The 18,799-nt window shown below is 74.4% G+C and carries 17 protein-coding genes; 3 read left to right on the forward strand and 14 right to left on the reverse strand.

What is annotated here, in order from left to right; genetic code table 11:
• Window positions 1-41: 41 nt before the first annotated feature.
• From ACIGQF_RS09365 to ACIGQF_RS09375, 3 genes are all read right to left on the reverse strand, one after another.
• On the reverse strand, window positions 42-2,123 hold the full coding sequence (locus ACIGQF_RS09365) for an ATP-binding protein (protein WP_399707449.1): 2,082 nt from the start codon (window positions 2,121-2,123) through the stop codon (window positions 42-44).
• Window positions 2,120-2,764 (reverse strand): DUF4255 domain-containing protein, encoded by a 645-nt coding sequence (locus ACIGQF_RS09370; RefSeq protein ID WP_399707645.1) that lies wholly within the window; start codon window positions 2,762-2,764, stop codon window positions 2,120-2,122. Before ACIGQF_RS09370 ends, ACIGQF_RS09365 begins: the two co-directional genes overlap by 4 nt.
• Window positions 2,765-2,900: 136 nt before the next feature.
• Complete coding sequence (locus ACIGQF_RS09375) at window positions 2,901-3,545, reverse strand: response regulator transcription factor (RefSeq protein WP_361561814.1); 645 nt, start codon at window positions 3,543-3,545, stop codon at window positions 2,901-2,903.
• 204 nt (window positions 3,546-3,749) lie between these two features.
• Here ACIGQF_RS09375 and ACIGQF_RS09380 point away from each other — a divergent pair, with 204 nt between their 5' ends.
• Window positions 3,750-6,596: an AAA family ATPase gene (locus tag ACIGQF_RS09380; protein ID WP_399707452.1), complete on the forward strand. Its 2,847-nt coding sequence runs from the start codon at window positions 3,750-3,752 to the stop codon at window positions 6,594-6,596.
• A gap of 78 nt (window positions 6,597-6,674) precedes the next feature.
• Here ACIGQF_RS09380 and ACIGQF_RS09385 read toward each other — a convergent pair whose 3' ends face one another.
• From ACIGQF_RS09385 to ACIGQF_RS09420, 8 genes are all read right to left on the reverse strand, one after another.
• Window positions 6,675-8,039: an NADase-type glycan-binding domain-containing protein gene (locus ACIGQF_RS09385; RefSeq protein ID WP_399707454.1), complete on the reverse strand. Its 1,365-nt coding sequence runs from the start codon at window positions 8,037-8,039 to the stop codon at window positions 6,675-6,677.
• A complete protein-coding gene (locus ACIGQF_RS09390; RefSeq protein WP_399707456.1) occupies window positions 8,036-8,605 on the reverse strand; it encodes a phage tail protein in 570 nt (189 codons plus the stop codon). Before ACIGQF_RS09390 ends, ACIGQF_RS09385 begins: the two co-directional genes overlap by 4 nt.
• Complete coding sequence (locus ACIGQF_RS09395) at window positions 8,602-10,560, reverse strand: putative baseplate assembly protein (protein WP_361561810.1); 1,959 nt, start codon at window positions 10,558-10,560, stop codon at window positions 8,602-8,604. Before ACIGQF_RS09395 ends, ACIGQF_RS09390 begins: the two co-directional genes overlap by 4 nt.
• Window positions 10,560-11,042, reverse strand: coding sequence for a GPW/gp25 family protein (locus ACIGQF_RS09400; protein WP_399707458.1), 483 nt, complete (start codon window positions 11,040-11,042; stop codon window positions 10,560-10,562). Before ACIGQF_RS09400 ends, ACIGQF_RS09395 begins: the two co-directional genes overlap by 1 nt.
• Before the next feature lie 55 nt (window positions 11,043-11,097).
• Complete coding sequence (locus tag ACIGQF_RS09405) at window positions 11,098-12,993, reverse strand: VgrG-related protein (protein ID WP_399707460.1); 1,896 nt, start codon at window positions 12,991-12,993, stop codon at window positions 11,098-11,100.
• Window positions 12,993-13,718, reverse strand: a complete 726-nt coding sequence (locus ACIGQF_RS09410) for a LysM peptidoglycan-binding domain-containing protein (RefSeq protein WP_399707462.1) — start codon at window positions 13,716-13,718, stop codon at window positions 12,993-12,995. Before ACIGQF_RS09410 ends, ACIGQF_RS09405 begins: the two co-directional genes overlap by 1 nt.
• A complete protein-coding gene (locus ACIGQF_RS09415) occupies window positions 13,719-14,156 on the reverse strand; it encodes a phage tail protein (RefSeq protein ID WP_030613525.1) in 438 nt (145 codons plus the stop codon).
• Between the two features lie 80 nt (window positions 14,157-14,236).
• A complete protein-coding gene (locus ACIGQF_RS09420; RefSeq protein WP_399707465.1) occupies window positions 14,237-14,698 on the reverse strand; it encodes an extensin in 462 nt (153 codons plus the stop codon).
• Window positions 14,699-14,960: 262 nt separating this feature from the next.
• Here ACIGQF_RS09420 and ACIGQF_RS09425 point away from each other — a divergent pair, with 262 nt between their 5' ends.
• Together ACIGQF_RS09425 and ACIGQF_RS09430 are read left to right on the forward strand one after the other, a co-directional pair.
• Window positions 14,961-15,194, forward strand: a complete 234-nt coding sequence (locus tag ACIGQF_RS09425; RefSeq protein ID WP_399707467.1) for a hypothetical protein — start codon at window positions 14,961-14,963, stop codon at window positions 15,192-15,194.
• A 972-nt stretch (window positions 15,195-16,166) separates the two neighbouring features.
• Window positions 16,167-16,550: a hypothetical protein gene (locus ACIGQF_RS09430; RefSeq protein ID WP_399707469.1), complete on the forward strand. Its 384-nt coding sequence runs from the start codon at window positions 16,167-16,169 to the stop codon at window positions 16,548-16,550.
• A 1,063-nt stretch (window positions 16,551-17,613) separates the two neighbouring features.
• Here ACIGQF_RS09430 and ACIGQF_RS09435 read toward each other — a convergent pair.
• The 3 genes from ACIGQF_RS09435 to ACIGQF_RS09445 are packed head-to-tail and all read right to left on the reverse strand — an operon-like array spanning window position 17,614 to window position 18,730.
• On the reverse strand, window positions 17,614-17,772 hold the full coding sequence (locus ACIGQF_RS09435) for a DUF6760 family protein (protein ID WP_361561804.1): 159 nt from the start codon (window positions 17,770-17,772) through the stop codon (window positions 17,614-17,616).
• Entirely contained in the window at window positions 17,769-18,287 is a 519-nt protein-coding gene (locus tag ACIGQF_RS09440) for a hypothetical protein (RefSeq protein ID WP_361561803.1), read from the reverse strand. Before ACIGQF_RS09440 ends, ACIGQF_RS09435 begins: the two co-directional genes overlap by 4 nt.
• On the reverse strand, window positions 18,287-18,730 hold the full coding sequence (locus ACIGQF_RS09445) for a phage tail protein (RefSeq protein WP_361561802.1): 444 nt from the start codon (window positions 18,728-18,730) through the stop codon (window positions 18,287-18,289). Before ACIGQF_RS09445 ends, ACIGQF_RS09440 begins: the two co-directional genes overlap by 1 nt.
• Window positions 18,731-18,799 lie beyond the last annotated feature (69 nt).

Consider the following 18,799-nt stretch of genomic DNA (forward strand, 5'->3'; position numbering starts at 1 on the left):
AACAGCCGTACGGGAACGGCTTGATGACGTCCGTACCGCCGTCACCAGTCGGCGTCGTCGAGCACCAGCCGGCCCGCCTTGCGGTACTCGCGGCGCGCACCGTCCAGCAGGTCGGCGTTGCGCACCGAGTCGCCCCGTTCGGCAGCCGCGTACGCCGCGGTGACCACAGCACTGCGGATGGCACCGCCGGCCAGCTCGAACTCCCGGGCGCACGGCCCCGGGTCGATGTCCTCGGCGCAGGGGACGTGCGCGAGGCTGTGCCGCCACAGGGCGAGGCGCTGGTCGGGGGCGGGGAACGGGAAGTCGACGATCAGGTCCAGCCGGCGGGTGAACGCCTCGTCGATGTTGGCGCGCAGGTTGGTGGTGAGCAGCGCGATGCCGTCGAAGGACTCCAGCCGCTGGAGGAGGTAGGCGCTCTCCATGTTGGCGTACCGGTCGCCGGCCTCCTTGACCTCCGACCGCTTGCCGAACACGGCGTCGGCCTCGTCGAAGAGCAGCACGGCGTCGGTGCGGTCGGCCTCGGCGAAGATCCGTTCCAGGTTCTTCTCGGTCTCCCCCACGTACTTGTCGACGACGGAGGAGAGCTGGACGACGTAGAGGTCCAGCCCCAGGTCGGCGGCGACCACCTCGGCGGAGAGCGTCTTGCCGGTACCGGAGTCGCCCGCGAACAGCCCCAGTACGCCGCGCCCGCGCCCGCCGCCGGCGTTCAGCCGCCAGTCGCCGAGGACCCGGTCGCGGTGGCGGGCCCTGCGGGTCAGCTCGCGCAGTGCGGTCAACTGGGTGCCCGGCAGCACCAGGTCGTCCCAGCCGACCTCGGGGCTGATACGGCGGGCGTGCCGCTCCAGCCCGGAGGCGGACTGCCGGCGCGCCGCGAGCCGCAGGTGCGCGGCGGTCAGCGGGGTGCCGTCGAACTCCGCCAGCGCCACCGCGGCCCGGGCGGCCCGGCGCACACCTGCCTCCCCTAGACGGTAGGCGGCAACGACCGGCGCGAGGTCGAACTCCGTTTCCGCGGTGGGGTTTTCGGCCTCCCCGGTGGGGGCCGGGGCCCCACCGGCGGCTTCGAGGGCCGCGGTCCAGGCCGCCACGTCGCCCGCGCGCTGCCGGGGCACGTCCAGGACGAGCGGGTCGCGGCCGTCGTCGGACCACCGGGGGTCGTACGGACGGGTGTCGGCCAGGAGCACGGTGACGTCGTCCGCCGCGAGCGCGCGCAGCAGGGTACGCGGCTGCTCGGGCAGGGCGGGCACGACGATCGCGCGGCCGGTCAGCCGTGCCTCCCGCAGCAGTTCCGCGTACGGCGTCTCGTCCTCCGGTGTGACGTGGAGGGCGCCGAGCCCGGCGGTGTGCAGTGCGGCGGTGGCGCAGGCCGGACCGTCGCCGGCGCGGTGCTCGCGCAGGTAGACGGTGAGCGGTCCGCGCGCCAGCCGCTCGGCCAGCGCGCGGGCGAGCGGGCCGGGGTCGGGCGCGGCAGCCGGCGGCCGGACGCTGCCGGCCAATTCCGCGTCCGGTGTGTCGTCGCCCAGGAGGTGGGCCAGGACCCGGTCGGGGACGCGCAGGCCACGGCTGAGGAAGGGGCGCTCCGGCTCCTCGACGGTGAGCAGGCCCAGCGCTCGTAGTGGCGCGGTGGGGTGGAGCCGGGCGCGCGCCGCCGCGGCGTGCGGGGGCACCCCGCACAGGTCCAGCGCCAGCCCCGTGGTCGCCCGGCGGCGGCTCACATCGTCGTTGAGGTAGCCGTAGAGCGGCTCGAAGCCACGGTCGAGGTCGGGGGCGAGCGCGACGAGCAGGATGCGGGTGTCCAGCTCGGTCAGGCCCAGACGGCCGGCGAGCAGGTGCAGCCGGTCGTCCGCCGCGGCAGCCGGCGATTCCGGTGCGTCCGCCGGGGCGGGCGCGTCCCGCTCGGCGGCCTCGTCCGCCGCCGGGCCCTCCCCGTTGCGCAGCAGGTGGAGCACCGCGTCCTCGGAGAGGTAGAGCCCGCGCAGCGGGTCGTCGGCGGTCGGGTCGGTGGCGCGGCGCCGGTCGACCAGCAGGGCCACGCGCTCGCGCAGCAGGGCGAGGCGGGCGAGCAGCGGATCGGCGCAGCGGGCGTCGGCGGACGAGGTGTCGGGCGAGGGTGCGGGCGTGCTCACTGTGCGGCCCCTCCGGCGGCCAGGTGGCCGGGCCGGTGCCGGCGTTCGGCGTTGTCGTCGAGCGAGCCGTCGATGTTGCGGACGCGCACCGCCGCGCCTTCGGTGACCGGCGGTCCCGCGTCGTACTCCGGGTACGCGGGGAACGGCACGGTCATGACGACGTCCAGCGACGGCTTCAGCTCGCCGCCGAGCGCGGTCCACACGTCGGACATGGAGCGGGCATCGCTCTGCGGGGTGCCGACGGTCAGCGGAACGGTCAGGCCGAGTTCCGCGAGCGGGCCGGTCAGCCGGTCCGGGGACAGGGTCTCGTGCGGCATCAGGGTGGCGAGCACCGCGGAGAGCAGGCGGTGCTCGTCCTGCGGGCGCTTGGTCCAGGCGGTGACGAGGTAGGCGAGCCGGAACCAGCGCGGCGGCTGCCGCCGGGACCGCACCGCTCCCTGGTCGTCACGGACCGGGACGGTGCCGCGCTGGCGCCGCTGGACGTCCTCGCGGATGTCGTAGAGGTAGGCGTCGATCACCGGGCCGTTGCGCCGGGCCGCCCATTCCCGGGTGGGGGCGTCGAAGGCGATCTCGACGCCGGAGCCTGCCAGCGCACCGCCGGTCAGCAGCCCCTTGAGTACCTCGTCCACCTCGTGGATCACGGTCGTGCCCTTCACTTGCCGCGTGTCTTGTGCTCACCCCATCGTCACCGCGCGGGGCCGGTACCGGCAGCCGTTCCGGGGCCGCGCACGGGGCACCCAACGATGCCCCGGGGGCCCTTGACGGACGCCCGATCCGTCAGATGTAGCCTTCACGGAGAGCAAACGCCACGGCATGAGCCCGATTGCGAAGGTGCAACCGGGTCGTCAGGCCGTGCATCACGTTTTTGACGGTGCGTTCGGAGTACGAGAGCTTGCCAGCGATCTCACCGGTGCCCAGGCCCTCGGCGACCAGGCGGAGCACGTCGACCTCGCGTGCGGTGAGGCCGGAAGCGGGAAAGTCGGCCGGCCCGGCCGCGTTCCGCTGCATGCTGCCTATCTGGCTTATCAGACGTCCCAGCAGGTCGGACGGCAGATCACCGTCACCGCGGGCCGCGGCGAGGATCGCCTTCAGGAGCCGGTTCCCGGTGGCCTCGCGCCGCCAGACGATGGTGCCGACGCCGCATTCAATCACCTGCAGCAACTCGGCTTCCCTGATCAGTTCGGTAACCAAAACGGCCCGGGAACCGTCTGTCCGTACGAGCCTGCGCAGCCGCGCCAGTGCTGTTTCGTCCAGTTTCTCGGTGAGCAGTACCGCTACCGAGCCTTCCGGAAGGGGTGTCGTCGTGTCGTCGACGAGTTCGACCTCCGGCTGCGCGCGCAGCTGGCTGACGGCCCCCGCGTGGGAGAGCGGATCCGACGCGTGGACGACGACCGGGACCCTGGTCCGAACGTGCACAGACATTCCCTTACATACTTGCCCTGCGGTACGTACGCTGCAGTGGGTACGAGCTTCTCTGTGTCCGTGCGCCCGACGGCCGGGTGCCCTTTCGGACAGGCCCCGTTGCGTGAGCGGCACGCACGCGATCAAGCCTGCGGCCGGCACCACGAGAGCCGCAATCGTGGCCGACCACGAGACAAACCACGAGATCAGCGGCGGTCGGTGCCGGTGACCACGCTCATCGAACGCGAGACCGCGCTCGGCCTGCTGTCCGCCGAAGCCGCCCGCGCCCGCGCCGGTACGGGGCGGCTGCTGCTGTTCCGGGGGCCCACAGGGGCCGGCCGCAGTGCCCTTCTGGACGCCGCGGCCCGGCACGGAGAGGACCACGGGATGCGGGTCCTGCGGACCGATTGTTCCGCCGAGAACGCCGACACCGCGTTCGGGCCCGTACTGCATCTGCTGGAGCCGCCGCCGTGCGCGGGGCTGGACGAGGACGCGCAGCGGCCGTCGCGCCACGACGGGCTGCCCGCCCGGCTGTGGCGGCTGCTGCGCTCGTACGCGTCCGCCTCGCCGCTGCTGCTGACCGTGGACAACGTGCACTTGGCCGACTCCGCTTCACGGCGCTGGCTGTCCGAGGCCGCCCGGCGGCTCGACGGGCTGCCCGTGCTGCTGGTGGCGAGCGAGCGTGTCCAGTACGACATCGCGCCGCCCCGTCACGGTCTGGCGCATGCCCTGTCGCCCTCGCAGCTGCGGGCGCACGCGCCTGCCCCGCTGTCCCCGAAGGCCTCGGCGGAACTGGTGCGCGCGGCCTTCGGCGCGGACGCGGCGGACGCCTGGGTGGACGGTTGCGTCCGTGCGGGGGCCGGCCTCCCGTTGCTGCTGCGGGCTTTGCTGGACGATCTGCGCGCGGTGGTGCCCGACGGCGGCCGGGACGGGGTGGCGCTGCCCGGCAGCTGTGCCGACCTCTACCCGGGGGCCTACGCGGCCGCCGTGCTGTGGTGGCTGGACAGCGCCGGGCCCGAGACCGCCGCCGTGGCCCGTGCCCTGGCCGAACTGGAGGAGACCGGCGGCGGCAACGCCCAGGTCACCGACGGGCTGCTGGCCGAGGTGAGCGGAGCGGGCGCGGCCCGGGTCGCGGGCTGGCTCACCGCGATGACCCGGCTGGGCCTGCTGCGCCGCGACCCCGGGCACGGCGGCCCGCTCTTCGCCCACCCCCTGCTGCGCGGCGCCGTGCTGGACGGCTGGCCGGAGGAGGACCGGCTCGACGTGCACCGGCGGGCCGCCGCGTACCGGTACCGCCGGGGCGACCGCGCCGAGGCGGTGGCCTGGCACCTGCTGCGGGCGCACCCGGAAGGCGTCGGCTGGGTCACCGACATGCTGCTGGACGCGGCGACGGAGGCCGCGCGCGCCGGCCGGAACGCCGACGCCGCCGCGTATCTGCGGGGCGCGCTGGACACCCCGATGTCGCGCGAGCGCCGCGCCGAAGTACTCACGCGTCTCGGCGCGCTGGAGTTCTCCACCGTACGGTCGGCGGGGGTGCCCCGGCTGACCGAGGCGCTCCGTCTTCAGCAGGCGCCCAGGGAAAGGGTGCTGACGGCGCTCACGCTGGGCACCGCGCTCATCCACCGGGGCGAGGCGCGGGCCGCCTTCGATGTCCTGCGGGGCATCGACGACCAGGACGATCCGGTGCTGGCCCGTACGGTGCAGACGGCGGCCGCGCTGCTCTCCGACCACGACCGGGACATCCGGCGCGAGGTGCACCAGCGGCTGCGGGAGACCGCGAAGCGGCGGCCCACCGCGCTCAGTCCGGCCGTGCACACCCTGCTGGTGCGGTACGAGGCCGCCGCGGGCATGCTGTCGGCCGAGGACGCGATGCGGCAGATTCGGCAGTTCGTCGCGGCGCCCGAGGACCATCTGCTGCTGCCGTACCGCATGAGCGCGGCCTCCACCGTCGCCCAGTGGGCGGACGCGCTGGAGGACGCCGACCGCTACGTGCAGGACGGACTGACCCAGCGACTCTCGCCCCTGCATCCGGCCCACCACGCCCTCGTCAACACCCGTGCGGACACCGAGGCGGCGCGCGGCGAATTCACGGCGGAGGACTACCCCGAAGTGCGGCCGTCGGAGGTGGCCCCGGGCCGCGCGGTGCCCACCAACATCCGGGCGCACTCGGTCATCTCGCTGGTCCGGTCCGGGCGGCTGGCGGACGCCCGGCGGATCGCGGCGGATGTACATGTCGATGAATCGACCGACGGCTGGCAGCTCAATCGCTTCCTCTACGCGCGTGGCGTGCTACGCGCCGCGGAAGGGGACCAGGTGGGTGCCCTGGACGACTTCCTCGACTGCGGCCGGCGGCAGTCGGCCCGGGACATCCTCAGCCCGGCCGTCTCCCCCTGGCGTTCGGCCGCCGCCGAGTGCCACCTGGCGCTCGGCCGGCCGCAGGCGGCGCTGCCGCTCGCCGAGGAGGAGTACCGGCTGGCGGCCGTCTGGGACACCCCCCGCGTGGTGGGCCGGGCGCTGCGTGTCCTGGGCGCCGCCACGGGCGGACGGCACGGCCTGGAACTCACCGAACGGGCCGTCACCGTACTGCGGGACGGCGCTCCGACGCCGGAGCCGGACGCCGAAAGCGGTGCGGCGGACGCCGGGGCGGCCCAGGGCCTGCACCTCGAACTGGTTCCGGCGCTGATCACACACGGCCGTCAGCTCGCCGCCGCCGGACATCCGCGCCGGGCCCGCCCCCTGCTGCGGGAGGCCGCGGCCACCGCCGACCACATGGGCGCGGCGCCGCTCCTCGCCCGGGCCGAGCGGGCGCTGCGCGACAGCGGCGCCCGGCGCGGGCCCGCCCGGCGCACCGGCGCGGGTGCCCTCACCGACAGCGAGCGCCGTATCGCCGCACTCGCCGCCGACGGCCGTACGAACGACGAGATCGCCGGCCTGCTGCACCTCGCCCGCCGCACCGTCGAAACGCACCTGACGAGCACCTATCGCAAACTCGGCATAAGGCGCCGCACCGCGCTGCGGGACGCACTGGCCGACGACGACGCCGGGGAGAACGGCGACCGGCACGCGGGGTGAGGCTCCCGCGGTCCACGCCTCCCCGGCCGGGCGCACCGCCCGGCCGGGGAGAGCTGCCTCTCTGTCAGTCGCCGTACCTCACGAGGTCGACGACTGGGAGCGCCCGAAGAACTCGATCTCGGCGAACGAGACCTGCTTCTTGGATCCGGTTCCGTAGGCGGACCGCACGGTGAACCGTACGGAGCTGATCTCGCCGACCCGGAAGGGGACGCGCTGGGCACCGCTGGCCTGGTCGAGGTTGACGGTCCGGGTGAAGTGCTTCCCCTCCGCCGTGGTCACGAGGGCGTCGATGCGGTGCGGCAGGGCCGCCTTGGTGAGGTCGGCGGGGCGGTTCGAGATGCCGGGAGTGATCATCAGGTCGAGCAGCCGGACCGGGTCGTGGAACCGTGCCTCGACCCACTCCCCCTCGCCCGACTGCGAGACGCCCGGCCCCCACCAGGTGTTGTTGAACTTGTCGCCGACCAGGCTCGGGCCGTGATCGGGGAAGGACCGGGACGCCGCCCAGTCCTCCGGGGAGACCTGCGCCCGCTTGGCGAAGTGATCGCGCACGGCGTCCACCACGGTGCCGATGTTGAAGAGGGCGAAGACCACGAGGCCGACCACGAGCAGGCGGAACGTCCAGCTGAATATGCGGCCCAGGTCCCGGCGGAGGCGCGGGCGGGAACCGGCCCACGGCGCCGGCCGGTTGCGGCGGTCCAGCAGCCGGCGCCACCACGGGAGCCGGACCGGTGCGTCCGGGCGCGCGGCGAGCGACATGGCGCAGCGCCGGCAGAAGTGGCGGTCGGGGCGGTTGCCGGTGGAGCACCACGGGCAGGGCGGGCCGCCGTCCTCACCGGGTTCCATGGCGGGCCCCTGCGCGACCGGGCGGGCCGCTTCGGGGCGGCCGGGCAGTACCGGCGCCGCGACCGGCGCCGCCGCCACCCGCTCCTCGGGGTCGGCCACCGGGATGAGCAGCGCCCTGGCCCGCTCGTCGGCGGCCGCCTGGTCGTGCGGGGGCTGCTGCGCGCGGTCGGCGGGGGCGGCAGCAGCGGGGGACGGGTTGGCAGCCGCCGCGGGGCCTTCGGGCGTGGCGGGGGTGTGCGGCTGCGGGGGCTCCGGGGACGCGGCGGCGTACGGTGCCGCGGCGGCGCTCCGGGGGTCGGCGGTGCCCTGGGGCGCGGCGGTGTCCGCTCCGCCGACGGCATCCTGACGGAGCGTCGTCTCCTCGGGCCCGACGGCGTCGGGAGATGGGGCGGCGGGGGCCGGGGCGGCGGGGCTGCCGCTGCCGGCGGGCGCGCCCGGAGCGCCCGGGCGGCCCTCGTCCAGCTTCGGCGGCTTCCAGCCCAGTACCGTGCCGCAGCCGTCGCAGAACGACTGGCCCGGTGCCGTACGGGTGCCGCACTCGGGGCAGTCCGCCGGACCGCCGGGGGCGGAGGAGGCGGAGGCGGAGTTGTGGTCGGTCACCTGTCGGTCGTCCTTTCGGCTTCGGTCACCTGGACCGTGTAGGGCATGTGAGCGGGGCGGGCAGCGGCGACGAGCCGCTCCAGCCGGTGTTCGTCGTGGGGCCCCGGGTTGGGGAGCCGGAGTTTCACGTGCAGGCTCGGGCGGCGTCCGCCGGGGAACGGGCCGAGGGGCCGGGCGTCCCAGGTGGCGCCACCGCTCTCGGCGATCTCCGGTGCGACGCCGAACGTGAGCCGGACGGCCTCCTCCAGACCGCGCCGGGTGCCGCGGATGCGGTGCAGGCGTACGGCGGCGGCGACCGCGGCGCGCAGCTGCGCCGGGTCCTCGGGCAGGTCCGGTCCGCCGTCGGGCGCGGCACCGACCCACTCGCCGAGCCAGCGGGTGAAGTCGACCGGCGCGAGCGAGGGGGTGAAGTAGGAGTCCAGGCAGTCCAGGACGTTGTGGATGGGCGCGAGTACCTCGTCGAGGCCGGCGACGAAGCGCTGCGCCAGGTCGTCCTCGGCGAAGACGGCGGGCAGCATGTCGCTCAGCGGGACGGACGAGTCGAGCCCGTCGACCGAGCCCCTCATGAGGCGTCCCCGATCACCCGGACGCGGTGGTCGAAGGAGAAGACCAGCGCGGAGGGCTCCAGGGCGATCCGGTCGGTGGGGTCGCCGCGCTTGCCGGTCAGCGGGTCGGCGGGGTGCAGCAGCACCTGGTCGACGAGTTCCACGCCGGGCACCCGCTGGAGGACCGCGAAGACCTCGCCGGCCTGCACCGGCCGCCCGAAGGGCCAGCCGGTGCCGTGCGCGCCGCCGGTCAGCGGGTCCAGGTGGCGGTAGAGCGCGTCGTGGGCGTCGCGGCGGACCCGGTCGGTGTCGGTGCCGCGGAAGGCGTGCAGCGTCGCGACGACGGTGACGCCCTGGTAGTAGGGCGGGCCCACGGCCAGCCGGGTGCCGATCAGCCGCCGGTCGTCGAGGTAGCGGGTGATCCGGCCGAGCAGCGCGTCGTTGGGGACGAGCTGCTCGAAGCGGAGCCGGCCGCCCGGGTCCGGCACCGCCTGCGGGATGACCAGGACGCGTACGGCGTGCGCACCGTGCTCGTCCGGTTCGGCGGCCAGGCAGGTGATGCGGGCGGTCTCGGGGGCCGCGCGGCGGGCGAGCTCCTCGTAGTCCCGCAAGGTGACGGCCCGGTCCTGGGCGCTCAGCGCGATGGGCGCGCGGACCTTCGCCTCCTCCACGGTCTCGCCGTCCACGCCGCCGCTCGCGGCCTCGCGGTTGGTGACCTCGGCGACGTACGGGACGGAGTCGCGCAGCACCTGGATGGCGCCGCGGGCGACGTTGCCCGACTTGCCGCCGCCGGTGCGGTACTGGCGGGCGCGGACGACGGCGCCCTTGGGCGGTACGGCGCCGTACTGACGCAGCGTGCCGTCCGGCTCGCGTACGGCGGGGCCGAAGGCGATCTCGCCGGTGGCGGCGTCGAGGGTGACGTGCCGGTCCTCGGGGCCGGAGGCGGCGAAGTGGCCGACGACCTCCCAGTCGGTCCAGCCGTCGCGCTCGGCGACCTGGAGGTGCAGCGGCGGCACATCACCGACGACGGGCGCGTGGGCGAGCCGCATCCGCTGGGCGGGCAGCCCGGCGGCCTCGCCGAGGAGTTCGTCGCGGACGGTGTCGGCGTGCACGGCGGGCGTGGTGCCGCCGATGGTGAACGCCTCGGCCACGCGGACGGTGGGCGAGACGGTGTAGAAGGGCTGGCCCGCGACGGGGTCGGTGACGCGGCAGCGCAGCCAGCCGGCCTCCCGTCGGCCGGCGCGGGACAGCACGTGCCCGCCGGGTACGTGCAGGACCACTTCACCGGGCCGGTTCAGACCACCGGTGGTGTCCCGCTCGACCTCGCACGGCGCCCAGCCGTCCGCGGTCCACGCCTCCCAGACCAGCGGGGGCTGCCGGGGGTCCACACCGACACCGTCGACGCGGCTCTCCAGGGTCAGCACGACGGCGCAGTGCGGTACGGCGGCGCTCAGCCCGAACAGCATCCGGTCGCCGGGGCGCGGGGCCTCGGCGAAGCAGTTGACGTCCTTGCCCTCGACGAGGTCGGTGGTCCGCTCGGTGACCTCACCGTCCTGCGGGTGGACCACGAGGTGCGACAACTCGCTCGGCACGATGACCAGTTCACGCTCGGTGGCGAAGACGGACGCCTCCTCGCTCTCGGTGCGCGCGGTGGCGACCTCGGTCCCGAGGGCGAGCCGTACGGGCTGCTCCTGGGGCGCGGAGAGCCAGAACGTCACGTCCGCCCGTGCCGCGGCGGGCGGGAACAGTGTGATGCCGAGCAGGTCCAGGAAGGCCAGATGGTTCTTCTCGGGCACCCGGTTGAGCCGGTAGACGATCTGGTCGGCCATGTGCGCGACCGTCTCCACGAGCGTCACTCCGGGGTCGGAGACGTTGTGGTCGGTCCACTCCGGGGCGCGCTGCTGGATGTAGCGCTTGGCGTCGTCGACGAACTGCTGGAAGCGCCGGTCGTCGAGGTTCGGGGAGGGCAGGGCCATCAGCGGTCGCTTCCAATGTGCTCGTCGGACTTGCGGAGGGAGATACCGGTCGCGCCGGCCGGGTCGGTGGAGCCGGAAGCGGCCGGCTCGTCGTGCGAGGGGATGACGTAGAACGGGAAGACCAGGCTGCGCGGGTTGTTGGTGCCGCGGATCGAGTAGCGCACGTCGATGAAGAGCACCCCCTGGTCGTCGCCGGCCGTCACGGTGACGTCGTCCACCTCGATGCGCGGCTCCCAGCGGTCGAGGCTGGCGTACACCTCGTGCTGGATGCGGCCGGCGGTCGCCTCGTTGACCGGCGCGAAGACCATGTCGTGGATGGCGCAGCCGAATTCGGGGCGCATCGGGCGCTCCCCCGGCGCGGTGGCCAGTACGAGCCGCATGGCCTCCTCCACCTCGCGCTCCCCGCTGACCAGGGCGATGCCGCCCGTGGGGCTGATGCGCAGGGGGAACGACCAGCCGGAACCTACGAACTGTCCGGACATCAGTGGGCCACCTGCCTTCTCTGTTCCATGACCTTCCCGGTGATGCGCTCGGCCGTCACGGGATCGGGTACGGCTTGTTGTTGACCAGCACGACGCCCTGGAGCATGAGCGTGGCGGCGCGGATGCCGACGTTGGCGACGGAGTTGACCTGGATGGTGCCGCCGGCGCTGACCGTCGCGGCGCCCAGCGCCTTGAGGCTCAGCGCGCCCATCGCGTCCACGTTGACCGCTCCGGCGAGGGACTTGACGTTGACCAGCCCCCGGCCCTGGATGTTGAGCATGCCGCCGCTCTTGATGGTCAGATTGCGGCGCGCGCTCAGGTCCAGGTCCGTGCCCGCCTCCACCGACACCGACCGGCTGCCCTTGATGGTGACGCTGCCGGAGCTGTCGATGGCGATCTCGGTGCCCGTACGGTCCAGGTTGACCGTCAGCTTGTTGTCCCCGGTGCTCAGCCGCACGCCGCGCTTGCCGCCGGTGCGCTGGTCGAGCAGGTCCACGCGGTTGCCGCTGCGGTCGGCCAGCGTGCGCCGGCTGACGGTGCCGCGCGTCGAGTCGTACAGCGGTACGTCGACGGGGTCCGGCTTGTCCTTGCCGTTGTAGAGCCCGCCGATGACGTACGGATGGTCCAGGGCTCCCCGGTCGAACGCGACCAGCACCTCGTCACCGACGTCCGGGCCGATCACCCCGCCGCCCTTGGTGCCGCCGAACTGCACGGTCCGCGTCCAGTCGCTGGTGTACTTGTCGTCCAGCCAGGGGAACTGCAGCTTGACCCGCCCCTGCTTCAGCGGGTCCTTGATGTCGGTGACCAGCGCGTTGGCGACGCTCGGCAGCTTCGGCTGCATGCTCGTACCGCCCGAGGCCAGGCCGTACAGGGACCGCCACTGACGGCCGCTGACGGTCAGCACGGTCTCGTAGTGCCGGCCGTCCCCGAAGGAGTGGCGGGCAGCGGTCACCGTGTACTTGCCCTCGAAGGGCTCCCCCACGTCGGCGAGCGCGACGGGCACGCCGGGCCGCAGCTTCGGGTTGCCGCGCACCGTCACCTCCAGCTCGGCGAAGGCCCCGGTCACGTCGTCGGCCACGGCCTGCGCCGCGTACCGGACCTGGGCCTGGGTGTCGAGCGGGGTGTCGGTCTCCACCAGGGTGGCGGCGCCGAACGCCGAGGACGCCTGGCCCGGGGTGGTCCCGATCGACACGCCGGGAGTGGTGCTGGCAGGCGCCCGGCCGACCAGGTCCCGCTTGGTCGTCACGTCCCAGCCCCGCGCCTCCACCCGGCTCACCTGGTCGGCGGAGGTCACCGCGGCCCGGCAGCGCAGGATGTCCACGCCCGCCTCCAGGACGAACGGGCTCTTCTCGCTCGGCGTGCTCACCGGGGGCGCGCCGGACGCCGGATCGGCCTTGACGAACTGCAGCTTGCCCTTGGAGCTCAGCGACAGCACCCGCTCGCTCTCATCGGCCAGCCGGCACGCGAAGTCCCAGTCGGTGACGTTGGCCTGGGTGAGGAACTCGTACTTGGCGGTGGTGCCGTCGATCCGGCCGACCGGCACCCGGTCCTGGCCTGCCAGCTTGCGGACGATGTCGGACGCGGTCATGGACCGGTAACCCATCACCCGGCGCTGCCGCAGCATCCGGTGGCCCAGGTCGTAACCCCGTACGACGGTGAAGGTGCCGGTGCCGTCGTAGTCCGTCTCCAGCCCCGTCACCTCGCCGGTGAGCAGCACGGACTGCGCGCCCTGGCCGTCGGCCACCGGCGCCAGCTCGGCCTTGGCCCCGATCTTGATGCCCGCCTCGCCGAGCAGCTTCCGCTTCGGGTCCCGGAAGGTGAGCTCGAAGGCACCGGGCACCCCGGCCCCGAAGTCGACCCAGCCCCCGACGAGGAGCCGGGCGTGCTGCGGCTTCAGCGGCGCGCCACCGACCTTGACGTGGAAGACGTTGGAGTAACCGATCTGGGTCATCAGGAGCCGACCTCTTCAGCGGCGGGAAGCATCAGTTCGGTCCCCGGCCGCAGCTGTGCGGGATTGTCGATGTTGTTGGCCTCGGCGATGGTGCGCCAGGCGGTGGCGTCGCCGTACTCGCGGAAGGCGAGGAACTGCAGCGAGTCGCCGGCCACCACGCGGTGCACGCGGCGCGCGGTGAGCGCGCCGGAGGTGGGGTTCTGGCCCGCGGTCTGGCTCGGGATCTCGTGCAGCTGCACCTGGCAGGTGGCGCGGATCGGCACGCCGGTGGTGCCGAACAGGGTGTACTGCGCCTCCACGGCACTGACGTACGCGGTGAACCGGGCCGTCGAGAACGACCCCCACTCGAACACCACCCACGGCGTCGACGGCTGCTTCGCCGCGATGCTCGCCGAGGTCACCTCACAGCACGAGAACAGCGCCTCGACGTTCTTGCGGACCTCGTTGCTGTCCGGCTCACCGGACTTGTCCAGGAACACCTCGACCGTCATCTCGCGCGGCGCGGCCCCCATGAACTCCGGGAGCGCGCCGTCCCGCACGGCGGCGGTCGGCGTGGTCTTCCACTCGGCACGCCGGCTCAGCGCGAGCTGCGCCGGGTTGAAGTCGAAGTGGAACGTGCTGATCAGACCGCCCGGCTTGGTGCTGTAGCCGAGCGGCGGCTGATGGATGGCGAGCGTCGCCCGTACCAGGCTCTTGCCCGCGCCGCCCTTTCCCCTGCCCGCCATCTACGCCGCCCCCGCATCCGTGAAGCCGTGGTGCGCGATCTCCAGCGTCTCGGTCGCCACGGCCGGACTGGCCGGGTCCAGGGACGGCCCGCGCCAGCTGACCGGCAGTACGTCCAGGAGTCCCCAGCGGGCGACGACCGAGCCGTCCGCACGCAACGCGGCGATCTGCGCGGTCGGCCGCACCACGCCGCTGGTGACGGAGGAGACCCAGGCGGCCACCTTCGCGGTGTCCGGGGTGAGCGGCCGGGTCAGCGTGATGTGCGAGAAGCTCACACGGGAGGGCAGCTGCCAGACGAAGCCGTTGTTGCCGCCCTCCTGCCGCTGCTCGATCTCCACCTCCGAGGACAGGCCCTCGCAGCCGTTGAAGTCGCCCAGGCTCTCACCGTCGATGGTCAGGTTGAAGAAGATCGTGGAACCGGGGTCCTGGTCCTGCGGCATCGAGCTGGGCCTTCCTGGTGCGGCTCATGGGTTCTGCTGGTCGGTGGCTGTCGGGGCGGCGGCGGGCGGGGAAAACCCGGTCAACGACGGGGATCGCGCAGCCTCCCGATCCGCTCGCGGTCGAGCCGCAGCTCGGTACGGAGGAGCCGGGTCAGCGGCCCGATGAGACGGTGCGTCAGCTCATCGACCTGCCCGTCCGTCAGCTTCCGTGCGTCGAAGCCACCGGTGTCCGGCGTCCCCGCGCCACCGCTCTGCCGCGAGGAGTTGACCGCGCGGTGCGACGCCCCGCCACCCACCGGCCGCGACGTGCTCCGCGACTGCCGCGCACCCTTCCCGGCCCGCTGCACGGCGGTGGAGCCGGACGCGGATGCGGACGAGGACGAGGGCGCGGACGTGGCCGTGGATGCGGACGGTGCCGCGGACGCGGGGGCCGCCGTGGGCGTCGGCGAGGACTTCGCCGCCTGCCGGGACGGTGCCGCCACGGGCGCGGGGGCCACGGGCGGGGTCGAGGCCGGGGCCGGGGCCGGAGTCGGGGTGCTCACTGACGCTTTCTGTACCGGGAGTACGGCGGGGGGCGCGACGGGAGGCACGGCGGGGGCCCCGGGTGCACCGGCCGGCGTCGCGGCCGGCGGTGTCGCGCCCGGCCGCGCCACTGCCTGCGGTGCTGCTCCCTGCGGCGCTGCTGCCTGCGGTGCTGCTGCCTGCAATGGCATCGCGGGTGATGCCGGTACCAGTGGGACCGTTGCCAGTGGTGCTGCTGCCGGTCCGGTCGTGGGACGGGCCGTCATTGGTGCCACGGGCGGTGTGGCCACCGGAGGTGTCGCGGTGGCCCGCTGCACCGGGCGCTGCATGGGCAGCGTCGGCGCCGGCCGGGCCAGCGGGACTGCCCTGCCCGCCCCCTGCGGTGCCGCAGGCGCGTGGGACGCCTGCGCGGACGGGACGCCCGGCTGCCCCGCCGGACCGGGGGATGCCGGAGAGGCGGGGTGCGCCGGGGCCGCGCTCGGCGAGGCGGCCGGGCCGACCGCGGCCGACGGCTGACGCGTCGTCAAGCGCTGGACCGGGGGCCGCTGGGAAGCGGGGGCTGCCGCGGGGCCCTGGGCCGTGGGGCTCTGGGGCGCAGGGCCCTGGGCTGCACGCTGGACCGGTGCCCCGGTGCCACCTGCCGCGGGCCGGCCGCCCACTGCCCGTACGGTCTTCCTCGGCTCGCTCCCGCGGTCCGCTGCCGTACCCCCTTCGGGCAGGCGGCGCAGCGCTACGGGGGCGACGGGTGCGCCCGGCACGGCCGGCGACGCCGGAGCAGCCGGTGCGGCCGACGGGCCGGAAGCAAGCACCGGCCGGGAAGCGGCCAGCGGCTTCGCCGCCGAAACACCGAGGAGCGGTGCGTCGGCCTGCCGCCGCTGAACGGGACGCTCCACGGGAGCGTCCGGTCCCGGCTCCGCCTGCGCCTGCGCCTGCGCCTGCTGCGTACGCTCCGTCGCGGGCGCGGCAGCCGGTACGGCCGCCCGCTGCACGACCGGAACGGGACCGGCGTCCGCTGCCGGGCGACCGGCTGTCGGCCCGGCGAGCGGCTTCGGCGCCGGGGTCGTCTCGCTCACCGGGGCACCGAGCCCGGGGCGGCGTACGGGTACGTCCGAGGAGGCCGCGGCAGGACGCGCTGCCGCGATCGGTGCGATCGGTGCGATCGGCGTGCCACCGGAGGCGCCGGCTGCCGGAGCCTCGTTCCGCGCCCGCTGCACCGGACTGCCCAGCCCGACGCCACGGGTCGGCCGGGCCGCCGCGGTCGGAGGAGCCGGCGGGGCCGACGGGGTCCGGGTCCGGGGCGTCGACGGAGCCTGCACGTCTCGCTGTACGGGTGCGTCGGCCGGCTCCGGTGCGCTCGCCGAAGCAGCGCGTTGTGCCCCCTTCGCGGCCCCGCTCTCAGGCGCTGTCGACGACCGCTGCACCGCGGCCGTGTTCGTCGCGTTGGCCGCCGCGGTGTTCGTTGCGGTGTTCGTCGCCTTATTCGTTGCGTTGTTCGTTGCGTTGTCCCTCGCGGACGGCTGCGCGGAACGCGCCTGCGTCGGCTGCGTCACCGGCGTCGAGGGGCGTGCCGGGGTGTCCTCGGGCGCCGACCGGCGGACCGGTTCGCCCAGGGGCGCCGACCGTCGGGCCGTGCCACTCGCGGGCGTCGGCCGCTGCGCAGGTCCGGTCTCCGCGGCCGACGGCCGCGCCGGGCCGGAACCCGGAGTCGCCGCAGGCCGCGTACCAGCGGCGGGCGTCGGCCGAGAGGCCGCCCCGCTGTCCGGTACGGCCCGCTGCACGGCCGGGCGCGGCGATGGCTGCACCGCCGGACTCTCCGACGACTTCGCCACCGGCCGGTCCGACGACTTCGCCACCGGGCCGTCCGACGGCTGAGTTGCCGGACGGCCTGGCGTCTGCGCCGCCGGGCGGCTCGACGATGCCACCGGCGGCAGCGCCGGACCGCTGTCCGGCACCGACGACCGTTGCGCTTCGGGCCCCGGGGCCGACGCGCGCCGGGCACCGCCCGTAGCGGGAGCCGATGTCGCGGCCGGCGCCGGCCCACTTCCCGCAGCCCCCGGCGCAGGCTCCGCGGCAGGCACAGGCTCCGCGGCAGGCACAGGCTCCGCGACGGGCGCGGGCTCCGACGGAGCGGTAGGCGTCTGAGCCTCGGGCGCCTGGACCGTACGGCTCGGCTCGGTACGGCTCGGCGCCGCGGACGGCAGCACGCGTCGCTGCACCGGGCCGGGCGTCGACGCCCTGGTCAACGACGGCGTGCCGGGGGCCGGTACGCGCCCCGGCGTCGGCGGTGCGACCGGTGCCACCCGCGGCCCCCTGGCCCGCTGGACCACCGGCGCGGCGTCGGCCGGCCGGGGCCGAGACGCCGAAGGGGTCGAAGGGGGCGAAGAGGTCGAAGGAGTCGAAGAGTTCGTCGTCTTCCGGGACGTCCGAGACCCCTCGGACGTCCCGGAAGACGGCAGGGCGAAGCCCCTGGGGGCACCCTGCGGGGCCGGGCCCGTCTCCTCCGGCACGGGGTGTGCGACCGGGAAGGACAGGGCCGGGTTGCCGAGGCCCGGGACAGGCGTCACGGCAGGCGTCAGGGCACCCTGGACCAGGCCGGTCGGCGCGCTGTCCATGACGGCGTGCGAAAGCGTGCCCATGAAGGCGGGGTTCTGCCAGGACGCCAGCGACCCGGCGAAGTCCGGCGCAGACACCGTGTGCCCGCCCGCGCTCCCCAGCGCACGCTGGATCGGCGGCAGGCCGACGGGACCCGTCGGCCCACCGGCCCCGCCTGCGGCAGCCGGGCCGGCGGCCCGGTCGTCGGCAACGGCCGGGCCGGTACGTACCTCCTCGGCGGCGGCCGGCGCCCGGCCGGCCGTCGCCGCTCCCCCGTCCGGCACGTCACCCGTGGTGGCGCCGGCGTTCTCCCGGCCCCGCCGGAACCGGTCGAGCATTCCCATCAGCGCTCTGCCTCCGCGCGCGTCACCAGCGTGGCGATCTGCTCCACGTAACGGCGGCGGTCCCGGTGTTCGAGGTCCAGGATCTCCGCCAGACTCCAGTGGAAGTGGTACGCGACGTACGCGATCTCCTCATGCATGCGGTCGGTCGCGTACGTCACGATTCCCCCAGGCGGCTCCCGCCGAGTTCGACCTCGAACGGCTGCTCGCAGTGCGGGCACGACACCCCGGCCCGCGTGTGGCCCTCGGCGTTGATCTGCCGGTAGAAGTCCTGGAGGAAGGCGAGGTCCGAGGCGAACATGTTCTCCACCACCCCGTCGTGCACCAGCGGCAGCGTCCCCAGCCGGGTGATGACCCGGCCGAGCAGCACCACCGAGAGGTACGCGGGGTTCTCCTGCACCCGCAGGTCCCGCAGCGGTACGAGTTCGTCCTTGGCGGTGGCCAGGCGCATCACCCCGTGCCGGTGCACGGTCCCCGACTCGTCGACGTAGCCGCGCGGCAGCTCGAAGGCGAACTCGGTGCTCAGGGTGGGCTGCGGCGCCGCCGCCGGAGCGGCGGCCGGGGCCGCGGGGGCGGCGGCCGCGGCCCCGGTCTCCGCCCCGGCTTCCGGCGCGGTTTCGGCGCCGGAAGCCGCCGGTGCCGGCGAGGCCGGCGTCCTGGGAGCGGTACGGCGCATTACTCGATGACCAGTTCTTCGAACGTGATGGTCACGGTCTCGGTGAGGGCCGATGCCTCACCGGCCTTCACGGTGCTGGTGTCGACCTTGCTGCACCAGGCGTTGCGCATGTTGTAACGCTTGACCGGGTTGTTCTGGTAGTCCATCACCATGATGGTGGCGTTCTTACGGGCCGTGGCCATGACGCCCGCCACCGACTCGGTGATCCACTGGTTGAACGCCGCCGACTGGGTCATACCGCGTACGACCGTGCAGGTGCCGGCCTTCTTCACGCCGGGCAGCTTCTTCGTGACGGGCTTGCCCTGCGCGGAGACCTGCTGGTACTCGATGACGTCCTGCTCGATGGTGAGGCCGTTGACCTCCTGGAGGTACTCGACCATCACACCGTCGATCTGCAGGCCGAAATTGTGTGAAGTGAGCGCGTCACCTGGCTGGAGACTCATGAACTGTCGGGTGTCCTTTGCTGATTACTGACCGACGGGAGAGGAAGGCGAGGGAGGGGAGGGCGGCCG

The sequence above is a fragment of the Streptomyces sp. NPDC053560 genome (assembly GCF_044544605.1).
Taxonomy (GTDB): Bacteria; Actinomycetota; Actinomycetes; order Streptomycetales; family Streptomycetaceae; genus Streptomyces.

What these genes read in the sequence shown, in the direction of transcription:
- ACIGQF_RS09445 (WP_361561802.1), bottom strand. Translation starts at nt 18,730, where the DNA reads ATGAGTCTCCAGCCAGGTGACGCGCTCACTTCACACAATTTCGGCCTG.
- ACIGQF_RS09415 (WP_030613525.1), bottom strand. Translation starts at nt 14,156, where the DNA reads ATGCCGCAGGACCAGGACCCCGGTTCCACGATCTTCTTCAACCTGACC.
- ACIGQF_RS09405 (WP_399707460.1), bottom strand. Translation starts at nt 12,993, where the DNA reads ATGACCCAGATCGGTTACTCCAACGTCTTCCACGTCAAGGTCGGTGGC.
- ACIGQF_RS09440 (WP_361561803.1), bottom strand. Translation starts at nt 18,287, where the DNA reads ATGCGCCGTACCGCTCCCAGGACGCCGGCCTCGCCGGCACCGGCGGCT.
- ACIGQF_RS09395 (WP_361561810.1), bottom strand. Translation starts at nt 10,560, where the DNA reads ATGGCCCTGCCCTCCCCGAACCTCGACGACCGGCGCTTCCAGCAGTTC.
- ACIGQF_RS09400 (WP_399707458.1), bottom strand. Translation starts at nt 11,042, where the DNA reads ATGTCCGGACAGTTCGTAGGTTCCGGCTGGTCGTTCCCCCTGCGCATC.
- ACIGQF_RS09375 (WP_361561814.1), bottom strand. Translation starts at nt 3,545, where the DNA reads ATGTCTGTGCACGTTCGGACCAGGGTCCCGGTCGTCGTCCACGCGTCG.
- ACIGQF_RS09390 (WP_399707456.1), bottom strand. Translation starts at nt 8,605, where the DNA reads ATGAGGGGCTCGGTCGACGGGCTCGACTCGTCCGTCCCGCTGAGCGAC.
- ACIGQF_RS09410 (WP_399707462.1), bottom strand. Translation starts at nt 13,718, where the DNA reads ATGGCGGGCAGGGGAAAGGGCGGCGCGGGCAAGAGCCTGGTACGGGCG.